A 19405-nucleotide genomic window follows, 5' to 3' on the forward strand; every position below is an offset into this window, starting at 1 on the left:
AGCGGCAGGGAGTGCGGTGACCGGATAGGTCAACATTGGGGGGAGAGTGCGGCTTGGCTGCGACAGTCGTGGACATGGAAAAAGGCCCTGAATGGTCAGGGCCTGATCGCAGGTATTTTTTAGAAGGGAATATCGTCGTCGAAATCCATCGGCGGTTCGTTGTAGACCGGCGGAGCAGACTGGGGTTGCTGCTGCGGGCGGCTGTAGCCTCCCTGCTGCATGTTCTGTTGAGGGGCGGCGGGACGTTGCTGCATGTTCTGCGCGGGAGCGGCCTGCTGCGGCTGACCCCAGTTGCCCTGAGACGGCTGGCCGCCCATGCCTTGACCGGCGCCACCCTGGGGGCGACCACCCAGCATCTGCATCACGCCACTGAAGCTGTCGACCAGTACCTCTGTGGTGTAGCGCTCCTGGCCGCTCTGATCTTGCCACTTGCGGGTCTGCAGCTTGCCTTCGACATAGACCTGGGAGCCTTTCTTCAGGTACTCGCCCGCCACTTCGGCCAGCTTGCCCATGAACACCACACGGTGCCATTCGGTGCGCTCTTTCTGCTCACCGGTCTGCTTGTCGCGCCAGGTTTCGGAGGTGGCCAGGGTGATGTTGGTCACGGCACCGCCGCTCGGCATGTAGCGCACTTCCGGGTCTTGTCCCAGGTTACCGATCAGAATGACTTTGTTGATGCCTCGACTGGCCATAATCTCTCTTCCACCTTTATATACCGACCAGCAGTCTGGTCTGAATGTCACACAATGTTGCCGTCGCACAGGGCAGGCGCCGTCTCACTCGACGTCTGCCGCTCGCCTGTCGCCAACCGGGGCTGAGCCCGGCCATCGACATCCGATTAGCCGGCAATAGTAACAGTTGATGCCCGGGATAGCACATCTTTAGCGCGAGCGGGCCGCTTTGGCTCGCCCCGGTCCGCTTCAGTTTACGCTAGCCCATTTGCCGGTCGCCGGACAAGTGGCCCGGCCGCGAGGGCAGCGTCCGACATCACCATGATGACCCCGCGTTGAACCCTCATGTCTCATTTGCCCCCCCAAATAGGGGGCGTATCCTAGTCCACTGTATTGTCTAGAAAAAAATGAGTTTTACTCCCATTTGGTCGGCGTCTCATACTTTTTTAATGCTGTGCAAAAATAGGGGGTTGTTACTCTCTTGCGACCATTCCTGGCACCCGAAAAAACAAAAACGAGCCAACCGGCACACAGTTCAAGGAAGAGCCCCATGACGACAGTGACCCCCTTGGTCCTCGTGACCGAAGGCAATGTGCAGGCGACGACCTTTACCAGCCACTTGATGGCGCAAGTGGGTCAACCCATCACGCTGATCAGCCAACCGGATCAGCTGTTGACCATGGGGGAGTGCAGCCTGTTTCTGATCGATCTGGATTATCTCAAGTCGAGCCAGCAGTTCGGCTGGCACAGGGCCATCGCCGCCTTCGACTCCGCCAGCACAGTGCTGCTCAATGCCCCCAACAGCACGGACAGGGATCTGCTGCTGATGTGGCCCAATACCAGCGGCCTCTTCTTTCGCCAGGATCCCCTGGATCGCCTGGTGGCCGGGATCCGCAAGGTGATGGAGGGGGAGTTCTGGATCCCCCGTCATCTGATGTGCGAGCTGGTCAACTACTACCGGCAGGGCAACGAGCCCGCCCAGCGCCACCAGACCCTGCTCACGGTGCGCGAGCGGGAGATCATCCGCTACCTGATGACGGGGGCCTCCAACACCGAGATTGCCGACAGCCTGTTCGTCAGCGAGCACACCATCAAGTCCCACCTTTATAACGTCTTCAAGAAGCTGAACGTCAAGAACCGGCTGCAGGCGGTGAGCTGGGCCAAGGATTACCTCGATTTCACGAGTTCCCACTGATGCAACGCTGGCTGCTCTGCCTCTGGCTGGCCGCCGCGCCCCTGCTGGCCGCTGACGAGGATGTCAACGCGCCCCTGGAGTCCCTGCAACCCGAGCAGGAGAACGACAGGATAGAGATAGGGGGCCTGGTGATCGATCGCACCTTCACCCGCTTCGGTCAGGGGTTCTATCACCACTTCAGCCGGCTGCGGGAGGATGAAGACCCGGACGGCAGGGAGAACCTCACCATCCATGAGCGGCCGACGGCGCGCTGGGGGAGTCTTGTCTGGGTAACCCACAACCGCAAGGTGCTGTTCAAGACGGCGCTCTCGCCGGTGCGCAGCCAGGGAGAGCTGGCGGCGCAGCAGGCCTGGGGCCAGGTGAGCAAGATTTTACGGCAACAGAAGGTGGCCATGATGTTCATGGATACCTTCGATCTGGAACACGATGAACTATAAGGACATGGCATATGTGCTCTCGCCTCCTGCTCCTGGCCCTGACGGTCACCATGACCGCCTCCGCCTCCGAGCTGATCTATCGCCCCATCAACCCCAGCTTTGGCGGTAATCCTCTCAACAGCAGCCACCTGCTGGGCACGGCCAATGCCCAGAACGATTACAAGGATCCCTCCGCCGGTGGCAGCAGCGGCACCTCGGCCCTGGACAGGCTCACCTCCAGCCTGCAGTCGCGGCTGGTGAGCCAGTTGCTGGCGGACATAGGCCAGGATGGCAGCCAGAGTGGCAGCCTGGTTACCGACGAGTTCGCGATCAATGTGGTGGACGAGGATGGCACCCTGGCCATCTCCATCACGGATAGAGCGACGAATGAAACCACCCTGATCGAAGTGAATGGCCTGATCGCCGACTGAGGATGCTATGAAACGGATACCCCTGTTCGCCACCCTGCCCCTGGTGGCCCTCCTGCTTGGCCTCGGCGGTTGTGCCACCCACATAGGCTCCCCCGAGCCCGATGAGAAGGCGACCCTGATGCCGAGATCCATCTCCTATAAAGAGCTGATCAGCCTGCCCAAGCCCAAGGGCAAGATAGTGGCCGCCGTCTACGACTTTCGTGACCAGACGGGCCAGTATCTGCCGGCGCCGGCTTCCAACTTCTCCACCGCCGTGACCCAGGGCGGGGTCGCCATGCTCAGCACGGCGCTGTGGGATTCCCAATGGTTCGTCCCCCTGGAGCGGGAGGGGCTGCAGAACCTCCTGACCGAGCGCAAGATAGTGCGGGCGACCCAGAACAAGCCCAATGTGCCTGGCAACAATCAGCAGCAGCTCCCCTCCCTGGTGGCAGCCAACATACTGATCGAGGGGGGCATAGTCGCCTATGACAGCAATGTGCGCACCGGTGGGGTAGGGGCCAAGTATTTCGGGATAGGGGCGAGCGGTGAATACAGGGTCGATCAGGTTACCGTCAACCTGAGGGCGGTCGATATCCGCTCCGGCCGCATCCTCAACAGCGTCACCACCGCCAAGACCATCCTCTCCCAGCAGGTGCAGGCCGGGGTGTTCCGCTTCGTCGAGTACAAGCGGCTGCTGGAGGCCGAAGCCGGGTTCAGCACCAACGAGCCGGTGCAGATGTGCGTCATGTCCGCCATCGAATCTGCGGTGATCCGCCTCATTGCCAACGGGGTGCGGGACAACCTCTGGCAGCTGGCCGATGCCAGGGATCTGGACAACCCCATACTGCAGGGGTATCTGCAAGACAGCGCCCCCATCCTCTGAGGCGGGGTCAGCCACTCAAGGCCTGTCTCACCTCTGCCCACTTGCTTTTCAAAGGCCCGTTCAGGGCCTTTTTTCATGGGTCCCCATGGGGAGGGCGGGTCTCAGCCTCTTCTCACACTTTCTTCCCAGGACGGGCGGGATCCGAATCAGCCTCGAATCAGCTATGTGCCTGATGGTCGCCCGGCCGGGGGCTGGGGATACTGGACCCGCACTTCAAAAAGGTAATCACAGATGAAATACCTGACGCCTCTCCTGATGACCCTGAGCCTGCTCGGCCTGCCCGTGGCGGCGCAGGATCTCGCCTTGGCCAGCGAACTGGGACAAGACAACGAACTCGAGCTGCTGCAGCACGGGGAGGGCAATCAGGCCCGGCTGTGGCAACTGGGCACGGACAACGAGCTGTTGCTCGGCCAGTCGGGGAACGACAACCAGGCGCGCCTGATGCAGCGAGGGGATCGGCAGCGGCTGAGCCTGGAGCAGATCGGTGACAACCACTGGGTCGATGCGGTCCAGCTCGGGGTCGGCAACAGTGCCGAGCTCTACCAGGCCGGCGTCGGCAACCAGATCTGGCTGTGGCAGCAGGGTCTGGACAACCAGGCCTGGATCAGCCAGAGCGGGTATGACAATCGGGCGCGGGCGGTTCAGCTCGGTGATGGCAATCTGGCCACCATAGAGCAGAGCGGCAGCGGCCTGGCGGCCACCGTCATTCAGGCGGGGGTCAACCAGCAAGTGAGAGTAGTCCAAACCAACTGAGCCCAGGCTCACACCAAAGCACGAGAGGGAAATCATGTTCAAACGTACCATCATCGCCTCCGCCGTATTGCTGGCTACTTCCAGCGTCTGGGCGGCCTCCGCCAACAACCAGGCCACGGTCGCCCAAACCGGCAACAACAACCTGGCCACGGTCGAGCAGATCGACAACAGCAACCACAACGAGGCGAGCATCAGCCAGGTGGGGGCCGACAACGAGGCGAAAACCATCCAGAAGAACACCAGCCAGTCCGAGGCCAGCGTGGCTCAGGTCGGGGTCGGCAACGACGCCCTGGTGACCCAGGAGTCCAGCACGGCGGGCTCCCTGGCCCAGGTCGCGAGCACGGGCAACTTCAACGTCGCCACCGTGACCCAGCAGGTGTTCAACGAAGGATCCCATGCCTCCGTGGCCCAGATCGGCAACCACAACAACGCCGATGTGATGCAGGACAACGGTGATGGTGCCAGTTCTACCGTGAGCCAGGTGGGCAATCACAACGAGGCCAACCTCAACAACTATTGGTCCGACAAGGCCATCGCCAACGTCAGCCAGCTCGGCAATGGCCATGAGGCCAGCGTCTCCCAGCAGATCGCCGATGGCGCCGAAGCCCAGGTTGCCCAGTCCGGCAACCTGAACAAGGCCAGCGTCACTCAGGCGACCAATAACTATGGCTATGCCTATCCGGAGGGAACCCTGGCAAAGGTGACCCAGTCTGGCAGTGGCAACGAGGCCCTGGTCGACCAGCGCGATCTCGATAACAAGGCCTATGTCACCCAGAGCGGTCTCGATGGCTATGTGACCACGGCCCAGTCCGGCTCTGCGGCCGGTGAGGGCAACACCCTGACCGCCCACCAGGCTGGCAGCAACGAGCGCGCCACCCTGACCCAGGTTGGCAACCGCAACGAGATCGAAACCAGCCAGACCGGCCATGACGACGGGTTGACCATCGATCAGCTGGGGGATGACAACCTGGCCATCGCCTATCAGAGCGGCGCCGGCGAACAGGCCACCATACATCAGGTGGGTGAAGGCAACCTGGCGGACACCGAGCAGAAAGGGGCGGGCAACCAGGCCAGCGTCAATCAGCAGGGCAATGGCAACGATGCCGTGGTCAAGCAGCTGGCCAGCAGCACGGATGGCGTGGTGACCATAGATCAGAACGGGAATGACAACTACGCCAATGCAGTGCAGGAGGCGGGCAGCAACAACCAGATCGCCATCGACCAGCAAGGGGATCGCAACCAGGTGGCGGCCGCCCGTGACGTGGAAGGCAAGGGCGCCTGGACCTGGGGGTCGGACAACGAGCTGACCGTGGCCCAGAGCGGGAATGACAACTGGGCCTATGCCGATGCGTCCCACTCGGGTTCGACCGTGACCGTGACCCAGACCGGGGACATGAACAGCGCCTCCGTCGAATCCTATCTGGGCAGCGACAACGAGCTGAGCGTCAGCCAGACCGGTAACCACCATGTGGCCGATGTCTACGTCAACGCCGGCATGAATGGCGGCAACAACCTGGTCGATGTGGTGCAGACCGCCAGCTACAATACGGCTCAGGTCGATGTGTACGGCAGCAACAACCAGGCTTATGTCTACCAGGGCGGCAATTGATGCGTCTCATGTTCGGGGGCCTGCGGGCCCCTTTTTCATTTTCGCGGCGGCGCGGGGGTCACCTCTGGTGGTGCCTGCTGCCCCTGCCATGGCTGATGACCCTGGCCGCCCTGGCCGAGGAGAACGAGATGACGCCAGTCCCCAGTGTGCAGTTCAATGCCATATCGACCCCCACCGGCCTCTCCCTGGCCCCCACCCTGCACAGCGGCCAGCCTGTGACGCTGGGCTTCACCCTGGATCTGTGGAGCGAAGGCGCCGCCGGGCAGAGCCACCAGCGCCAGGGAGGGCAGGTCAGGCTGCTCGCCGATCGCCCCCATGGTCTGGGCCGGCTGAGTCTGGGGTTGAGCTGTCCCTACCAGGTCAGGGTCAGGGTGCAACTGTGGCAGGGGGAGGCGCTGCTGAGCGAGCAGGAGCAGCATTTCAGCTGCCCGTCGCCGCCGTGATTTCCCGCCTGGACTGTCTATTCATCCAGTAGTCTCTATGCCATACTGGCCCGCTCTGGTTCCCGTATCGAGCGCGCAACAAGATGGAAAAAATCGTGATCCGGGGTGCCCGCACCCACAACCTCAAGAACATCAACCTGACTCTGCCCCGCGACAAGCTGATCGTGGTCACGGGTCTCTCCGGCTCCGGCAAGTCCTCCCTGGCGTTCGATACCCTCTATGCCGAGGGGCAGCGCCGCTATGTGGAGTCGCTCTCCGCCTACGCCCGCCAGTTCCTCTCCCTGATGGAGAAGCCGGACGTGGACCACATCGAGGGGCTGTCGCCTGCCATCTCCATCGAGCAGAAGTCCACCTCCCACAACCCGCGCTCGACCGTCGGCACCATCACCGAAATTTACGACTACCTGCGCCTGCTGTTCGCCCGGGTCGGCGAGCCCCGCTGCCCGACCCATGCCATTCCCCTCGCCGCCCAGACCATCAGCCAGATGGTGGACCAGGTACTGGCCCAGCCCGAAGGGGCCAAGCTGATGCTGCTGGCCCCCGTGGTGCGCAACCGCAAGGGGGAGCACAGCAAGCTGCTGGAGAACCTGGCGGCCCAGGGTTACATCCGCGCCCGCATCGATGGGGAGGTGTGCGATCTGTCGGATCCTCCCGCCCTGGAGCTGCACAAGAAGCACACCATAGAAGTGGTGGTGGACCGCTTCAAGGTGCGTGATGACCTGGCCCTGCGCCTGGCCGAATCCTTCGAGACGGCCCTGACCCTCTCCGGCGGCATCGTACTGGTGGTGCCCATGGACGGGGAGGATCAGGTGCAAGCCATGACCTTCTCCGCCAACTTCGCCTGCCCCGAGTGCGGCTACTCCATGTCGGAGCTGGAGCCGCGCATCTTCTCCTTCAACAACCCGGCGGGGGCCTGTCCTACCTGCGACGGCCTCGGGGTGCAGCAGTATTTCGATCCCGCCAAGCTGATCCACGATCCGAGTCAGAGCCTGGCCGGTGGTGCCATCCGTGGTTGGGACAAGCGCAGCTTCTACTACTTCCAGATGCTCAAATCTCTCTCCGATCACTATGAGTTCGATCTGGATACCCCCTGGGGGGATCTGCCTGCCAGGGTGCAGGAGGTGGTGCTGCGCGGCTCGGGCCGTACCGAGATCGAGTTCCGCTACATGAACGATCGCGGCGATGTGGTGGTGCGCAAGCACCCGTTCGAGGGGATATTGCACAACATGGAGCGCCGCTACCGGGAAACCGAATCCAACTCGGTGCGCGAAGAGCTGGCGAAATACATCGCCAACAAGTCCTGCACCAGCTGCGGCGGCAGCCGGCTGCGGGAGGAGGCCCGTCACGTCTTCGTCGACAACCGCAACCTGCCCGCCATCGCCGAGCAGTCCATCGGCGACGCCCTGGCCTTCTTCGAAGGATTGAACCTGTCCGGCCAGCGCGCCCAGATCGCCGACAAGATATTGAAAGAGATCGTCGAGCGGCTCGGTTTCCTAGTGAACGTGGGTCTCAACTATCTGAGCCTGTCTCGCAGCGCCGAGACCCTCTCCGGTGGTGAGGCCCAGCGGATCCGGCTGGCCAGCCAGATCGGCGCCGGCCTGGTGGGGGTCATGTATGTGCTGGACGAACCCAGCATAGGTCTGCACCAGCGGGACAACGAGCGGTTGCTGGGCACCCTGACCCACCTGCGGGATCTGGGCAATACCGTGATCGTGGTGGAGCATGACGAGGATGCCATTCGCCTCGCCGACCATGTGCTCGACATCGGTCCGGGGGCGGGGGTACACGGCGGCGCCATCGTGGCCCAGGGCACACCGGAGGAGATCATTGCAAACCCCGAGTCCCTGACCGGTGACTACCTCTCCGGGCGCAAGGAGATCGCCGTGCCGGCCGAGCGTACCCCGCTTACCGACCGCTGGCTCAGGCTCAAGGGGGCGAGCGGCAACAACCTGCGCAACGTCAACCTGGATCTGCCCATCGGGGTGATGACCTGCGTCACCGGCGTCTCCGGCTCCGGCAAGTCGACCCTGATCAACGATACCCTGTTTCGCATCGCCCACCGCGAGCTCAACAAGGCGACCGAGTCCACCCCGGCCCCTTACCGCAGCATCGAGGGGCTGGATCAGCTGGACAAGGTGGTGGACATCGACCAGAGCCCCATCGGTCGTACCCCGCGCTCCAATCCGGCCACCTATACCGGCCTGTTCACCCCGATCCGCGAGCTGCTCTCCGGCACCCAGGAGGCGCGTTCGCGCGGTTACCAGCCGGGTCGCTTCTCCTTCAACGTGAAAGGGGGGCGCTGCGAGGCGTGCCAGGGGGACGGGGTCATCAAGGTGGAGATGCACTTCCTGCCGGACGTCTATGTGCCGTGCGACGTCTGCAAGGGCAAGCGCTACAACCGCGAGACCCTGGAGGTGAAGTACAAGGGCAAGAACATCCACGAGATCCTCGAGATGACGGTGGAGGACGCCCGCGCCTTCTTCGATCCCGTCCCTGCGGTGGCGCGCAAGCTGCAGACCCTGATGGACGTGGGCCTCTCCTATATCCGCCTCGGCCAGTCCGCCACCACCCTGTCCGGTGGCGAGGCGCAGCGGGTCAAGCTGGCGCGGGAGCTCTCCAAGCGGGATACCGGCAAGACCCTCTATATCCTGGACGAGCCGACCACGGGCCTGCACTTCCACGACATACAGCAGCTGCTCAAGGTGCTGCACCAGCTGCGGGATCGGGGCAACACCATGGTGATCATCGAGCACAACCTGGACGTCATCAAGACCGCGGACTGGGTGGTGGATCTGGGACCGGAAGGGGGCGCCGGCGGTGGTCGCATCCTGGTGACGGGCACCCCGGAGCAGGTGGCCAGGAACAAGGAGTCCCACACGGCCCGCTTCCTGGCCCCCCTGCTGGCGAAGCAGGCGGCCAGGACCTCGGCCAGCCAGCCTGGGCGCAAACGCAAGGCGCAAAAGACCGAGCAGAGCGAGTGACGGTCAGCCGTCCTCTTCGGTGAGGACGCGCTGTCGGCGTCCGGCGAGCGGGATCTCCGGGTCCCTCTTTTACATGGGGGATCTCCGGGCCCCTCTTTCTACATAGGGGGCCTGCGGGCCCCCTTTGACATGGGCGCTCAGGGAACCCGGCGGCGGTGGGAAATAATAGCCGGGTGGCGTGCGGTGCGGCAGGCGGCGAATAAGCCACCTGGATCACAGAACCTGTATTCAACCCACCGCTTAAAGTTGAAATTATATTCACGCCAAAAACAGTAACCATTAAAAATCATATGGTTAGCTATGAAAATAAGAGGCGTCTCGCATCTCGTAAGCTATTTCGTACATCTATCTATTTATTGGTAACGTTTGCGCTAAATCAATAACCAGCCAGTCACATCCTTTTATAGTCGCCTTGCTTACAACCCAGAATGAAAAACTAAAAAAGGAAACTTGGTGATGAACAAATTGCTTCCCCTGATGCTTGCAGCCGCCTTTACCGCCCCCGCCATGGCCCACCAGGCCGGCGACATCCTGGTGCGCGGTGGCCTGGCCTTCGTCTCTCCCCAGGAGAGCAGCGACGACGTGCTGGGCACGGGCGAGTTCCAGGTCGATGACGACATGCAGCTCGGGCTGACCCTCTCCTACCTGATCACCGATAACTGGGGGGTCGAGTTGCTGGCGGCCACCCCCTTCTCCCACCGGGTGAGCACCCCCGGGCTGGGGGAAGTCGCCAAGGTCAAGCACCTGCCGCCGAGCCTGATGGCGCAGTACTACTTCGGTGACGCCCAGAGCAAGGTGCGTCCCTATGTGGGCATCGGCATCAACTACACCACCTTCTTCAGCGAGAAGGGCAAGGGCGCCCTCGAGGGGGCGGACGTGAAGCTGGATGACTCCTGGGGCATGGCGGGCCAGGTCGGCCTCGACATGGCGATCAACGATCGCTGGTTCGTCAACGGCTCCGCCTGGATCATGGACATAGACACAGAGGTACACGTCAATGGCGGCGAGGGGATCAAGACCTCCATCGACCCCATGGCCTTCATGGTCGGCGTCGGCTATCGCTTCTAATGACACCTACTTGCACTGCACGTCCTTTTCGCCCGGCTGAGCCGGGCTTTTTTGTGGGCGTCTATTGATTCCCTTGTCATAAAAACATCATAAATTCACCTCTCCTGCCTCCACTAATGGGCCGCCCGGCCGATATCCCTTGTACTGTCCCTTTCCCAACGAGTGAGGATGTCTCATGGGTTTGTCCATCGTGCAGCGGATCATCGCCGGATTTGTGCTGATGCTGCTGTTGTTAATCCTGCTGGGGGCCGTCAGCGCCCTCAAGATCCGGGGGATCAGCCAGGGTCTCTCCCAGGTGTCCGATACGGCCACCCCCCTGGTCATTACCGTGGCTGGCCTCAAGGGGGCGCTGCAGGACAGCAACCGCTGGGTGCTGGAGTACCGTGCCAGCGAGCAGGCCAGCAAGTTGCCGGAGCTGGCCAGCCGCTTCCAGCAGCAAGAGGCAGGCTTCAAGACCCTGAGCCAGCAGATGGGGCGTTTCACCGAGCTGGCCGAGGCGCGTCAGCGTTTCGCCGGGGTGGAGCAGGCCACGGGGCAGTTCTACGGGCTGGCCGAGCAGGTGATGGCCCAGCATGGCCAGTGGCTCGACCTGCTGGCGCGACGCCAGCAGCTGGAGATGGCCTTCATCCGCCTGGAGGATACCTATCAGTGGGCCGCGGATCTGCTGCTGCAGCAGGCCGCCGCCAAGCGATCCATGCGCAACAAGGCCGAACTCATCACCTCCGGCATCGCCCGGGATCTGAAGAACATCCGCCGCGCCGATGGGGAAACCGACCTCAACGAGCTGGAGCGGGTGCTCGGCAAGGACATAGAGATGGCCCGCAAGCGGCTGGAGCGGGTCGATGTGCCCGCCGACGTCAAGCAGCGCTTCGTCTCCAATCTGGACAGGATGCAGGAGCTGGCCCTCGGCAAGCAGGGGCTGCTCGCCACCATGCGTCAGGGCCAGCAGCTCGCCGTCTCCCTGGAGCAACTCAACCAGCAGCTGGATACCGCCCTGGTCAGCAGCCTGAGTCAGCTTGACGAGATGGGCAAGAGTGCAGGCACCATCGCCAGCGAGAGCCGCGCCCAGGCCGATGATGCCGTCAGCAGCGCCAGCGTCTGGATCCTGCTGGTGGCCGCCGTCTCCGCCGGCGCCGCCCTGCTCATCGGTTACACCACGGCCCGCAGCATTCAGCGCCCCTTGCAGCGCATCGACCATGAGCTGGGCCTGATGGCGGCAGGGGACATGACCCGCCGCATCGACTACCGCAGCCGCTGCGAGTTCGGCAGTCTCTCCCGCTCCATCGACACCCTGGCGGGCAAGACGGGGGAGCTGCTCTCCCAGATCAATGCCGGCTCCCGCCACCTGGTGGAAGAGGCGAGCCGCGCCGCCGAGATAAGCGATCGGGCCATGGCCCGGGTGCAGGATCAGAAGAGCCAGACCGATCAGGTGGCTGCCGCCATCACGGAACTGGAGGTGAGTGCCACCGAGGTGGCCCGCTCCACCGATGGTACCCGGCACGAGGTGGATCTCGCCGATGCGGAGGCGAAGGCCGGTCGTCATCAGGTCGCCGCCACTCGCCGTCTCACCGAGGAGCTGGCAGGTGCCATGGCCGAGGCGATGGGCATCACCCACAAGCTGGGGGAGTTCAGCCACAACATCGGCAGCATACTCGACGTGATCCGCGGCATCGCCGAGCAGACCAACCTGCTGGCGCTGAACGCCGCCATCGAGGCTGCCCGGGCCGGTGAGGCCGGTCGCGGCTTCGCCGTGGTAGCCGACGAGGTCAGGGCCCTGGCCAACCGGACCCAGACCAGCACGGAGGAGATCCAGGCCATGATAGAGAACCTGCAGAGCGCCAGCGACCAGGTGGTCGAGGTGATGGCGCGCAGTCAGGAGCAGACCGGCAGTTGCGTCGATCAGACCCGCCAGATGGATGAAGCCCTGCAATCCATCGCCGATCGGATGAGCGCCATCAAGTCGATGGCCGATCAGGTCGCCCACGCCGCCCAGGAGCAGATCTCGGTCAGCCAGGGGGTGGCGCGCCACATCGCCGGCATCGCCGAGGTGGCCTACGAGACAGAGCGGGAAGCGCGCCAGTCGGCGGGCAGCAGTGAAGTGCTGGCGGATCTGGCGGGAAAACAGCAGCAATTGATCGCCCATTTCAAGGTATGAGAGGACTTATGGCTAACAAGTGGATTGGAGCCCTGAGTCTCCTGGTATGTGGTCAGCTGATGGCCAGCGAGCTGGTGATCGAAAGCTGGCGGATCGATGACAAGGCCCTGTGGGAGCAGAAGATAATCCCGGCCTTCGAGGCCGCTCACCCTGGCATCCAGGTGAGATTCAACGGCGTTCAGAACGTCAGCTACATGCCGACCCTGTGGGCCAGCCTGAAGGCGGGCAAGGCGGGGGATCTCATCACCTGCCGTCCGTTTGACGACTCTCTGGCCCTGTTCAAGGCGGGCCATCTGGCCGAGCTGACCGAGATGGCCGGGATGGAGAACTTCCCGAGTTTTGCCCAGTCCCCCTGGCAGACCGACTCGGGGGCGCAGACCTTCTGCGTGCCCATGGCCTCCGTCATTCACGGTTTCTTCTATAACAAGGCGATCTTCAGCGAGCTGGGGCTTGCCGTGCCCCAGACCCGCGACGCCTTCTTCGCCGCGCTCGACAAGGTGAAGGCCGATGGCCGTTACGTGCCACTCGCCATGAGCGGCAGCGAGAGCTGGGTCGCCTCCGAGCTGGGTTTCCAGAACATAGGCCCCAACTACTGGCAGGGGGAAGATGGAAGACTGGCGCTGATCGACGGGCAGGAGCGGCTGGACAACCCGCAATACGTCAAGGTGTTCGAGGAGCTGGCCCGCTGGCGCGCCTATCTCGGCGAGGGGGGAGAGAGCCGCGACTATGCCGCGACCAACGAGCTGTTCACCTCCGGCAAGGCTGCCTTCTATGCGGCGGGATCCTGGGAAATCGCCCCCTTCACCGGCAAGCTGGACTTCGGGGTGATACCGCCGCCCGTGGCCAGGCAGGGGGACGGTTGCTTCTTCACCGATCACACCGACATCGGCATGGGGCTCAACCCCGCCAGCAAGAACAAGGAGGCTGCCATGGCCTTCCTGCAGTGGCTGACCAGTGCCCAGTTTGCCGAGCTGTATACCAATGCCCTGCCGGGCTTCTTCTCCCTCTCCAACCACTTCTTCGAGGTGGACAACCCGGCGGCGCGGGAGATGATGGAGTGGCGGGACAAATGTGACTCCACCATCCGGGTCGCGACCCAGATCCTCTCCCGGGGAGAGCCCAAGCTGGGGGATGAGTTGGCGAGCCAGAGCCAGGCGGTGCTGCTTGGCAGCCAGACGCCCCAGGGCGCGGCGAGCAAGCTGGAGCAGGAGCTGAAAGGCTGGTATGGCCCCCATCAGGGCAACCAGGGCAAGAAGGATGCGCCCTGCCTGTGCGAGGCCGCGGCCCCGAGCGATGCCCCTCTGGCGACGAGCCCGGCGACCCAGGAGGCCGCGAGCGTGCCGGATCAGACCCCGGTTCCCGCCCAGGCCGCCACGGCGCCCGTCCAGGACAATGCCGAGGCGGCGCCATTGCCTGCGGGCACTGTGCCCGGCGTCGAGGCGGCGCTGGCCCAGGCCCTGGAGAGCCAGTGACGAGAAGCGCGCGACCCCGTGCCGGGCGGGGCTGAGTGATGCAACTGAAACGGGAGGCCTTGGCCTCCCGTTTTAGTTGGGTGTGTGCGGGATCAGCTCGCCTCGTCCCTGGGCCAGCGGCACAGGCTGGCGATGCGGGCCCTGGGGGTGAAGCCGAGGTCACGGTAGACCTTCTGGGCGTGATACTGCTCATCCGCCACTATCACCAGGGAGGGGACTCGGGCCAGACCCAGGGTGGCAACCCGGGCCAGCAGCTGCTTGCAGCATCCCTGATTGCGCCAGGCCCGCCGGGTGCGCACCAGCTGGAAGCGACCCTGGGTGGCGGTGAAGAAGAGGCCGCAGCTCGCGACCAGTTCGCTGCCGCACCAGAGCCCCCACCAGTCACCGAGGCCATCGGCGATCATGGCCTGATAGAGACGCTGGCGGCTCTCCAGATAGGCGAGGTAACGCTCGACCGGGTAGTCGGGCTCACGCTCTTCGAGCTCGAGGGCGAGCCAGTCGGCCCACTCGCTGGCCACCAGGGGGCGCACCGTCAGCGTTGGCCTGACCGGGGGGGCGATCAACTGCTCAGAGGTCAGGGTCAGCACCACGCACTCCATGTACTGGTAGCCGGTGGCGACGAAGCCGGCGACCCGGCTGTTCTGTCCCTCGGCCAGGGGCCACTGGAAGGTGCGATGGCGGAGTCCGCCATCCCGGTCTACCAGCAGATCGAAGCTCTGCTCCAGCCAGCCCTTGTCCCGATCGCTCGGGGCCGTGCTCAGCAGCAGATAGTTGCCGAAGTAGTAGTCGGGGGCTGAAGGGGTGCGCACCGCCCAGAAGCCGGGGTGCTGGCTGACCTCGCCCTGATAGCGATCGAACAGCAGGTCGGTGGCGAAGCCGGGGTGGCTATCCATGATGAGCTCCTCTTGGCGGATACTGGGTTATCGGCAGGGGAGGCTGGATATTGAAAAGGGGCCGGAGCTGGGCTCCGGCCAAACAATCACACGCAGATTCAGAACGTCCAGGACGATCCGCCGTCATCATAACCCGAGCCAACGGCTTTTGGCATGGGAGCCAACCCGCAATAACGAGATAAATAAGTGATCGTATGACTCCCTTTGGGCCGTTTTACATTTCCTGGTTGACATTCGAACGCTTTCTCTTAAAGATAGCAAGACGTTTAGACGTCCAGACATTCATCGGCGTCGTGAAGAGCAGCGAGCAGGTCAGGGAGTAGAGGAATGGGATTTCACAGTGCACGTCAGGTTGAGGCACTCAACCAGAGTCTGGCCGATTTGAGCGGCGATATCGGGGTCAGCTTCGAGTTTTTTCCACCCAACAGCGAAGGGATGGAGAACACCCTCTGGCAATCCATAGAGCGGCTCAAGGTACTCGAACCCAAGTTCGTCTCCGTGACCTATGGCGCCAACTCCGGCACCCGGGATCGCACCCACAAGGTGATCAAGGACATCAAGGAGCGCACCGGTCTCATCGCCGCGCCGCACCTGACCTGTATCGATGCCAGCCGCGACGAGCTGCGCACCATAGCCCGTGACTACTGGAACAGCGGGATCCGCCACATCGTCGCCCTGCGAGGGGACCTGCCCCAGGGCGTGGACAAGCCGGAGATGTATGCCACGGATCTGGTGGCTCTGCTCAAGGCTGAGGCGGACTTCGACATCTCGGTGGCGGCCTACCCGGAGGTGCACCCGGAGGCGCGCAGCGCCCAGTCCGATCTGCTCAACCTCAAGCGCAAGATAGATGCCGGCGCCAACCGCGCCATCACCCAGTTCTTCTTCGACGTGGAGACCTATCTGCGTTTTCGGGATCGCTGCGCCGCCATCGGCATCGATGCGGAGATAGTGCCGGGGATACTGCCTGTCTCCAACTACCAGACCCTGGCCAAGTTTGCCGGTTTCACCAACGTCAAGGTGCCGCGCTGGATGCACCAGCGCTTCGAGGGGCTGGATAACGACCAGATGACTCGTAACCTGGTGGGCGCCAGCATCGCCATCGATCAGGTGCGGGTACTGAGTCAGGAAGGGGTGAAGGATTTCCACTTCTATACCCTGAACCGCTCCGAGCTGACGTATGCCATCTGCCACACCCTGGGGGTGCGCCCCAAGGGGTGAGCTGCCTCAGCCTCAAGCAAAAAGCCAGCCCATGGGGCTGGCTTTTTGTTGTCTGCATGGCGGGGGCTCAGTTCAGCAGCGGCGCAGGCGATAGAGACCCCAGCCGATGAGCAGCCCCCAGCATGCCGCCCCCACGCCGAGCAGGCTGATGCCGGAGGCGGTGATCAGGAAGGTGAGCAGGGCCGCCTCACGCTCGTCATCTTGCTGCAGTGCCGCGTGCAGGCTGTTGCCTATGGTGCCGAGCAGGGCGAATCCTGCTATCGCCGTGACCAGGGCGGGCGGGAAGCCGTTGAACAGGGTGACCACGGTGGCGCCAAAGATGCCGCTGAGCAGATAGAAGCCGCCGGCCCAGACCGGAGCCGCCCAGCGCCGGGCGGGATCCTGATCCACCTCCTTGCCCATGCAGATGGCGGCTGTGATGGCGGCCAGATTGAAGGCGAAGCCGCCGAAGGGGGCCAGCACGGCACCCAGAATGCCGGTCCAGCCGATGAGAGACGAGGAGGAAACGGAGTAGTCGTGGGCCCGCAGGATGGCGATGCCCGGCATGTTCTGGGAGGTCATGGTGACGATGAACAGGGGGAGCGCTATGCCAAACAGGGCATCGAGGGAGAAACTTGGGCTCATCCAGACCGGGCTGGCCAGCTGCCAACCGAGCTCGCCCAGCTGCAGTTGCCCCCGCAGGCCGCACAACAGAATACCCGCCGTCAGCACCACCACCATGGTATAGCGCGGCCAGAGATGGCGAGCGGCGATGAAGCCCAGCAGCAGTACAGCGATCAGCAGGGGATCCTGGGGCGTTATCTTGAACAGATCCAAGCCGAAGCGCAGCAAGATCCCGGCCAGCATGGCGGTGGCCAGACTGGCCGGGATCTGCTTCATCAAACGTTCAAACCAGCCGGTGATCCCGCACAGGGTGATCAGCAAAGAGGAGAGCAGGAAGGCGCCGATGGCCTCGGCCAGGGTGAACTGGCCCAGACTGGTGATGAGCAGGGCGGCGCCCGGCGTCGACCAGGCCGTCAGTATGGGGGTGCGGTAATAGAAGGAGAGGGAGATGCAGCTCAGCCCCATGCCGATGCCAAGGGCCCAGAGCCAGGAGGCGGTCTGGGCCGGGTCCGCCCCGGCGGCAGCGGCCGCCTGTATGATGAGCACGACCGAGCTGGTATAGCCGACCAGCACGGCAATGAAGCCGGCGACCAGGTGGGGGAGGGCGAGGGGCATGGGGACATCCTTGTGTCAGCGTGTGCGTTATTGCGTACAATAGGGTCTGAGTATAGGGCTGAGCGTTATAGCGCACAAGGGTGGCATCGAATGCAGACCATGAATCAACACCTGGCGCAGCGATTGAAGGCGCTGCGCGGCGAGCTGGGCTGGAGCCTGGATGCGGCGGCGCGAGCCACCGGGGTGAGCAAGGCCATGCTGGGCCAGATCGAGCGGGGCGAATCCAGCCCCACGGTGGCCACGCTGTGGAAGATTGCAACCGGCTTTCGGGTCTCCTTCTCCAGCTTTATCGAGCCGGCTCCCACGGCGAAGGGCGACGTGCTTTATCGCACCGCCGACGCCATTCGCCAGCAACCTGCCGGGGAGGGCATGCAGGTAGCCCCCCTCTTCCCTTATGAAGGGCGCTTTGGCTTCGAGCTGTTCGAGCTGACCCTGTTGCCCGGCTATCGGCGTGAGTCAGAGCCCCATGAGCCTGGGGTGACCGAACATGTCATCGTCATCAGTGGCACCATGGAGGTGCTGGTGGACGGGGAGTGGCGCCGGCTCGAACAGGGGGCTGCGGTACGTTTCGCCGCCGACCGCCCCCATGGTTATCGCAATCTGGGGCACGTCCCAGCCATCTTCCATAACCTGATCCACTACCCGTCGCCTCAGTCTCCCGAGCGGCCTTGATCTTCAGCCAGGACGGCCGTCTGCTCTGGGGCTGGTCAGTATGGGGGCATAGATCCAGACGAAGAGACCATATGCCAGGGACCAGCCGAGGCCACTGAGATTCCAGCCGTACAGGGTATAGGCGGGCCAGAGCAGCGGGATCAGTACCCGGCATCCGGCCGCCGCGATGATCAGGGCGAATGCCCAGCTGATCCGGCGGCCCACCTGCAAGGGGCGCCCGCTGTGGCCGAGCGACACCCGCGCTATCATCCCCAGGATCATGGTGCCCAGGCAGCCGACGCTGAGCAGATGGCTGGCCAGGGACAGGGAGATGGCCAGACCCGCTGCCTGAGCCGAGAGGGCGAGCAGGCCGAGGGGAATAAACAGGTAGGCGAGGTGCAGTGACCACAGCAGGGGATGGGGAAGCGTCGTCGGCAGACGCCAGCGCAACTGTCGCCACAGATGCAACCCGGCCGCCACTATATATAGAGGCACCATATAGATGCCGATGGTCCCTGGCGTGGGCAGCAACAACCAGATCAGCAGGATGAGCCACAGGGAGGCGAGGGCCGTGCGCTCCAGCCACAACAGGGGCGCCGCTTTTTCCCGGCCTGTGCCGCGGGCGGTGAAGAAGGGAATGACACGCCCGCCCATCACGGCAATCAGGGTCGTGAACAAGAGCACTGTAGTGAGCAGCAGATGTTCTGTGACTGCCCATTGCTCATGCCATAGCCAGCTTGCCCCGTTGAGCAGTGTCAGCACCAGCAGCAAGGGCACGAAGAAGAGGTTGCGCCATTGGCGAGTCGCCATGATGGGTTTGGCCAGGAACCAGGCGCACAGTGGCAACCAGGCCAAATCCGCCACCATCAACACCGGATTTCCTTCACCCAGCCAGGGGAGCAGGCATCTCGGCACCATCCACAATCCCACGACCAGTGCCAATGGCCAGCTGCGCACGCCGGGATGGCCTGTCCAGTTTTGTACTGCGGTCAGCAGAAAGCCCGCGACGATGGCGGCGCCGAAGCCAAATAACATCTCATGGGCATGCCACCAGATGGGATTGCCGATACCCGGCATTTGGATCAAGCCATTGAGCTGTGCCAGCCACCCCAGCATGGCCACGGTAGAGAAGAGGGCTCCGAGCAGGAAGAAAGGCCTGAACCCCAGACGGAACAGGGGCACAACTTGCTCTTCCTTGCGGCTATCCAGAATCTGATGCATGACGGCAATCTTAAATGGTCATTTGAGATGATTATTATAAAGAGACTTCTCAAATGTTCAATTCAATTCCGGTCAGCGTCTGGATTGCCGGGATAGTGAGCAAAGAAACAGGGGGTTGCTGCATATCTGAGCGAACGAACCTTTTCTG

Annotated in this window: 16 protein-coding genes and 1 pseudogene; 13 read left to right on the top strand and 4 right to left on the bottom strand. The window is 63.2% G+C overall.

The genetic code is table 11. The features are described 5' to 3' along the window. Positions 1 to 119 precede the first annotated feature (119 nt). Positions 120 to 692 (bottom strand): single-stranded DNA-binding protein, encoded by a 573-nt coding sequence (locus BN1119_RS10000; protein ID WP_041997390.1) that lies wholly within the window; start codon positions 690 to 692, stop codon positions 120 to 122. 529 nt (positions 693 to 1221) lie between these two features. Between BN1119_RS10000 and BN1119_RS10005 the strand changes: the two genes are divergently transcribed. The 11 genes and pseudogenes from BN1119_RS10005 to BN1119_RS10055 all read left to right on the top strand — a co-directional run bounded on the left by BN1119_RS10005 (position 1222) and on the right by BN1119_RS10055 (position 14056). Further along, on the top strand, positions 1222 to 1866 hold the full coding sequence (locus tag BN1119_RS10005) for a LuxR C-terminal-related transcriptional regulator (RefSeq protein ID WP_041997392.1): 645 nt from the start codon (positions 1222 to 1224) through the stop codon (positions 1864 to 1866). Further along, positions 1866 to 2303 (top strand): curli production assembly/transport protein CsgE, encoded by a 438-nt coding sequence (locus BN1119_RS10010; protein WP_052448046.1) that lies wholly within the window; start codon positions 1866 to 1868, stop codon positions 2301 to 2303. Before BN1119_RS10005 ends, BN1119_RS10010 begins: the two co-directional genes overlap by 1 nt. 11 nt (positions 2304 to 2314) lie before the next feature. Beyond that, positions 2315 to 2713: a curli assembly protein CsgF gene (locus BN1119_RS10015; RefSeq protein WP_041997395.1), complete on the top strand. Its 399-nt coding sequence runs from the start codon at positions 2315 to 2317 to the stop codon at positions 2711 to 2713. Between the two features lie 7 nt (positions 2714 to 2720). Next, positions 2721 to 3575 carry a CsgG/HfaB family protein gene (locus BN1119_RS10020; protein ID WP_041997397.1) on the top strand — a complete coding sequence of 285 codons (855 nt, stop codon included), beginning with the start codon at positions 2721 to 2723 and terminating at the stop codon, positions 3573 to 3575. A 231-nt stretch (positions 3576 to 3806) separates the two neighbouring features. After that, positions 3807 to 4328: a curlin gene (locus tag BN1119_RS10025; protein ID WP_041997400.1), complete on the top strand. Its 522-nt coding sequence runs from the start codon at positions 3807 to 3809 to the stop codon at positions 4326 to 4328. A gap of 34 nt (positions 4329 to 4362) precedes the next feature. Then, positions 4363 to 5937 (top strand): curlin, encoded by a 1575-nt coding sequence (locus tag BN1119_RS10030; protein WP_041997403.1) that lies wholly within the window; start codon positions 4363 to 4365, stop codon positions 5935 to 5937. After that, positions 5937 to 6380, top strand: coding sequence for a curli-like amyloid fiber formation chaperone CsgH (gene csgH / locus BN1119_RS10035; protein ID WP_157438649.1), 444 nt, complete (start codon positions 5937 to 5939; stop codon positions 6378 to 6380). The genes BN1119_RS10030 and csgH overlap by 1 nt, the downstream gene beginning before the upstream one ends. Positions 6381 to 6463: 83 nt before the next feature. After that, positions 6464 to 9289 (top strand): annotated as a pseudogene (gene uvrA, locus BN1119_RS10040) (excinuclease ABC subunit UvrA); the annotation flags it as partial. Between the two features lie 528 nt (positions 9290 to 9817). Continuing rightward, a complete protein-coding gene (locus BN1119_RS10045) occupies positions 9818 to 10429 on the top strand; it encodes an OmpW family outer membrane protein (protein WP_041997405.1) in 612 nt (203 codons plus the stop codon). Positions 10430 to 10604: 175 nt separating this feature from the next. Further along, a complete protein-coding gene (locus tag BN1119_RS10050) occupies positions 10605 to 12584 on the top strand; it encodes a methyl-accepting chemotaxis protein (RefSeq protein WP_041997407.1) in 1980 nt (659 codons plus the stop codon). 8 nt (positions 12585 to 12592) lie between these two features. Next, positions 12593 to 14056, top strand: coding sequence for an ABC transporter substrate-binding protein (locus BN1119_RS10055; protein WP_041997410.1), 1464 nt, complete (start codon positions 12593 to 12595; stop codon positions 14054 to 14056). A gap of 92 nt (positions 14057 to 14148) precedes the next feature. On the opposite strand, the gene BN1119_RS10060 is transcribed toward BN1119_RS10055, so the two are convergent. Beyond that, positions 14149 to 14949 carry a GNAT family N-acetyltransferase gene (locus BN1119_RS10060; protein WP_041997412.1) on the bottom strand — a complete coding sequence of 267 codons (801 nt, stop codon included), beginning with the start codon at positions 14947 to 14949 and terminating at the stop codon, positions 14149 to 14151. A 327-nt stretch (positions 14950 to 15276) separates the two neighbouring features. On the opposite strand from BN1119_RS10060, the gene metF reads away from it, so the two are divergent. Next, entirely contained in the window at positions 15277 to 16167 is an 891-nt protein-coding gene (gene metF / locus BN1119_RS10065) for a methylenetetrahydrofolate reductase (RefSeq protein WP_041997414.1), read from the top strand. 72 nt (positions 16168 to 16239) lie between these two features. Here metF and BN1119_RS10070 read toward each other — a convergent pair whose 3' ends face one another. Next, positions 16240 to 17385, bottom strand: a complete 1146-nt coding sequence (locus tag BN1119_RS10070) for a benzoate/H(+) symporter BenE family transporter (RefSeq protein ID WP_041997416.1) — start codon at positions 17383 to 17385, stop codon at positions 16240 to 16242. A 90-nt stretch (positions 17386 to 17475) separates the two neighbouring features. Between BN1119_RS10070 and BN1119_RS10075 the strand changes: the two genes are divergently transcribed. Beyond that, positions 17476 to 18057 carry a helix-turn-helix domain-containing protein gene (locus BN1119_RS10075; RefSeq protein WP_041997419.1) on the top strand — a complete coding sequence of 194 codons (582 nt, stop codon included), beginning with the start codon at positions 17476 to 17478 and terminating at the stop codon, positions 18055 to 18057. A gap of 3 nt (positions 18058 to 18060) precedes the next feature. Here BN1119_RS10075 and BN1119_RS10080 read toward each other — a convergent pair whose 3' ends face one another. After that, the gene (locus tag BN1119_RS10080; protein WP_041997422.1) at positions 18061 to 19257 is read right to left on the bottom strand and encodes an NnrS family protein; all 1197 of its coding nucleotides are present in this window, start codon (positions 19255 to 19257) and stop codon (positions 18061 to 18063) included. Positions 19258 to 19405 lie beyond the last annotated feature (148 nt).

Source organism: Aeromonas bivalvium, assembly GCF_000819765.1.
GTDB classification, from domain to species: Bacteria; Pseudomonadota; Gammaproteobacteria; order Enterobacterales; family Aeromonadaceae; genus Aeromonas; species Aeromonas bivalvium.

Excerpts from the sequence above, each read along its gene's own strand:
- BN1119_RS10000 (WP_041997390.1), bottom strand. The coding sequence starts at position 692 with ATGGCCAGTCGAGGCATCAACAAAGTCATTCTGATCGGTAACCTGGGA.
- BN1119_RS10005 (WP_041997392.1), top strand. The coding sequence starts at position 1,222 with ATGACGACAGTGACCCCCTTGGTCCTCGTGACCGAAGGCAATGTGCAG.
- BN1119_RS10010 (WP_052448046.1), top strand. The coding sequence starts at position 1,866 with ATGCAACGCTGGCTGCTCTGCCTCTGGCTGGCCGCCGCGCCCCTGCTG.
- BN1119_RS10015 (WP_041997395.1), top strand. The coding sequence starts at position 2,315 with ATGTGCTCTCGCCTCCTGCTCCTGGCCCTGACGGTCACCATGACCGCC.
- BN1119_RS10020 (WP_041997397.1), top strand. The coding sequence starts at position 2,721 with ATGAAACGGATACCCCTGTTCGCCACCCTGCCCCTGGTGGCCCTCCTG.
- BN1119_RS10025 (WP_041997400.1), top strand. The coding sequence starts at position 3,807 with ATGAAATACCTGACGCCTCTCCTGATGACCCTGAGCCTGCTCGGCCTG.
- BN1119_RS10030 (WP_041997403.1), top strand. The coding sequence starts at position 4,363 with ATGTTCAAACGTACCATCATCGCCTCCGCCGTATTGCTGGCTACTTCC.
- csgH (WP_157438649.1), top strand. The coding sequence starts at position 5,937 with ATGCGTCTCATGTTCGGGGGCCTGCGGGCCCCTTTTTCATTTTCGCGG.
- BN1119_RS10045 (WP_041997405.1), top strand. The coding sequence starts at position 9,818 with ATGAACAAATTGCTTCCCCTGATGCTTGCAGCCGCCTTTACCGCCCCC.
- BN1119_RS10050 (WP_041997407.1), top strand. The coding sequence starts at position 10,605 with ATGGGTTTGTCCATCGTGCAGCGGATCATCGCCGGATTTGTGCTGATG.
- BN1119_RS10055 (WP_041997410.1), top strand. The coding sequence starts at position 12,593 with ATGGCTAACAAGTGGATTGGAGCCCTGAGTCTCCTGGTATGTGGTCAG.
- BN1119_RS10060 (WP_041997412.1), bottom strand. The coding sequence starts at position 14,949 with ATGGATAGCCACCCCGGCTTCGCCACCGACCTGCTGTTCGATCGCTAT.
- metF (WP_041997414.1), top strand. The coding sequence starts at position 15,277 with ATGGGATTTCACAGTGCACGTCAGGTTGAGGCACTCAACCAGAGTCTG.
- BN1119_RS10070 (WP_041997416.1), bottom strand. The coding sequence starts at position 17,385 with ATGCCCCTCGCCCTCCCCCACCTGGTCGCCGGCTTCATTGCCGTGCTG.
- BN1119_RS10075 (WP_041997419.1), top strand. The coding sequence starts at position 17,476 with ATGCAGACCATGAATCAACACCTGGCGCAGCGATTGAAGGCGCTGCGC.
- BN1119_RS10080 (WP_041997422.1), bottom strand. The coding sequence starts at position 19,257 with ATGCATCAGATTCTGGATAGCCGCAAGGAAGAGCAAGTTGTGCCCCTG.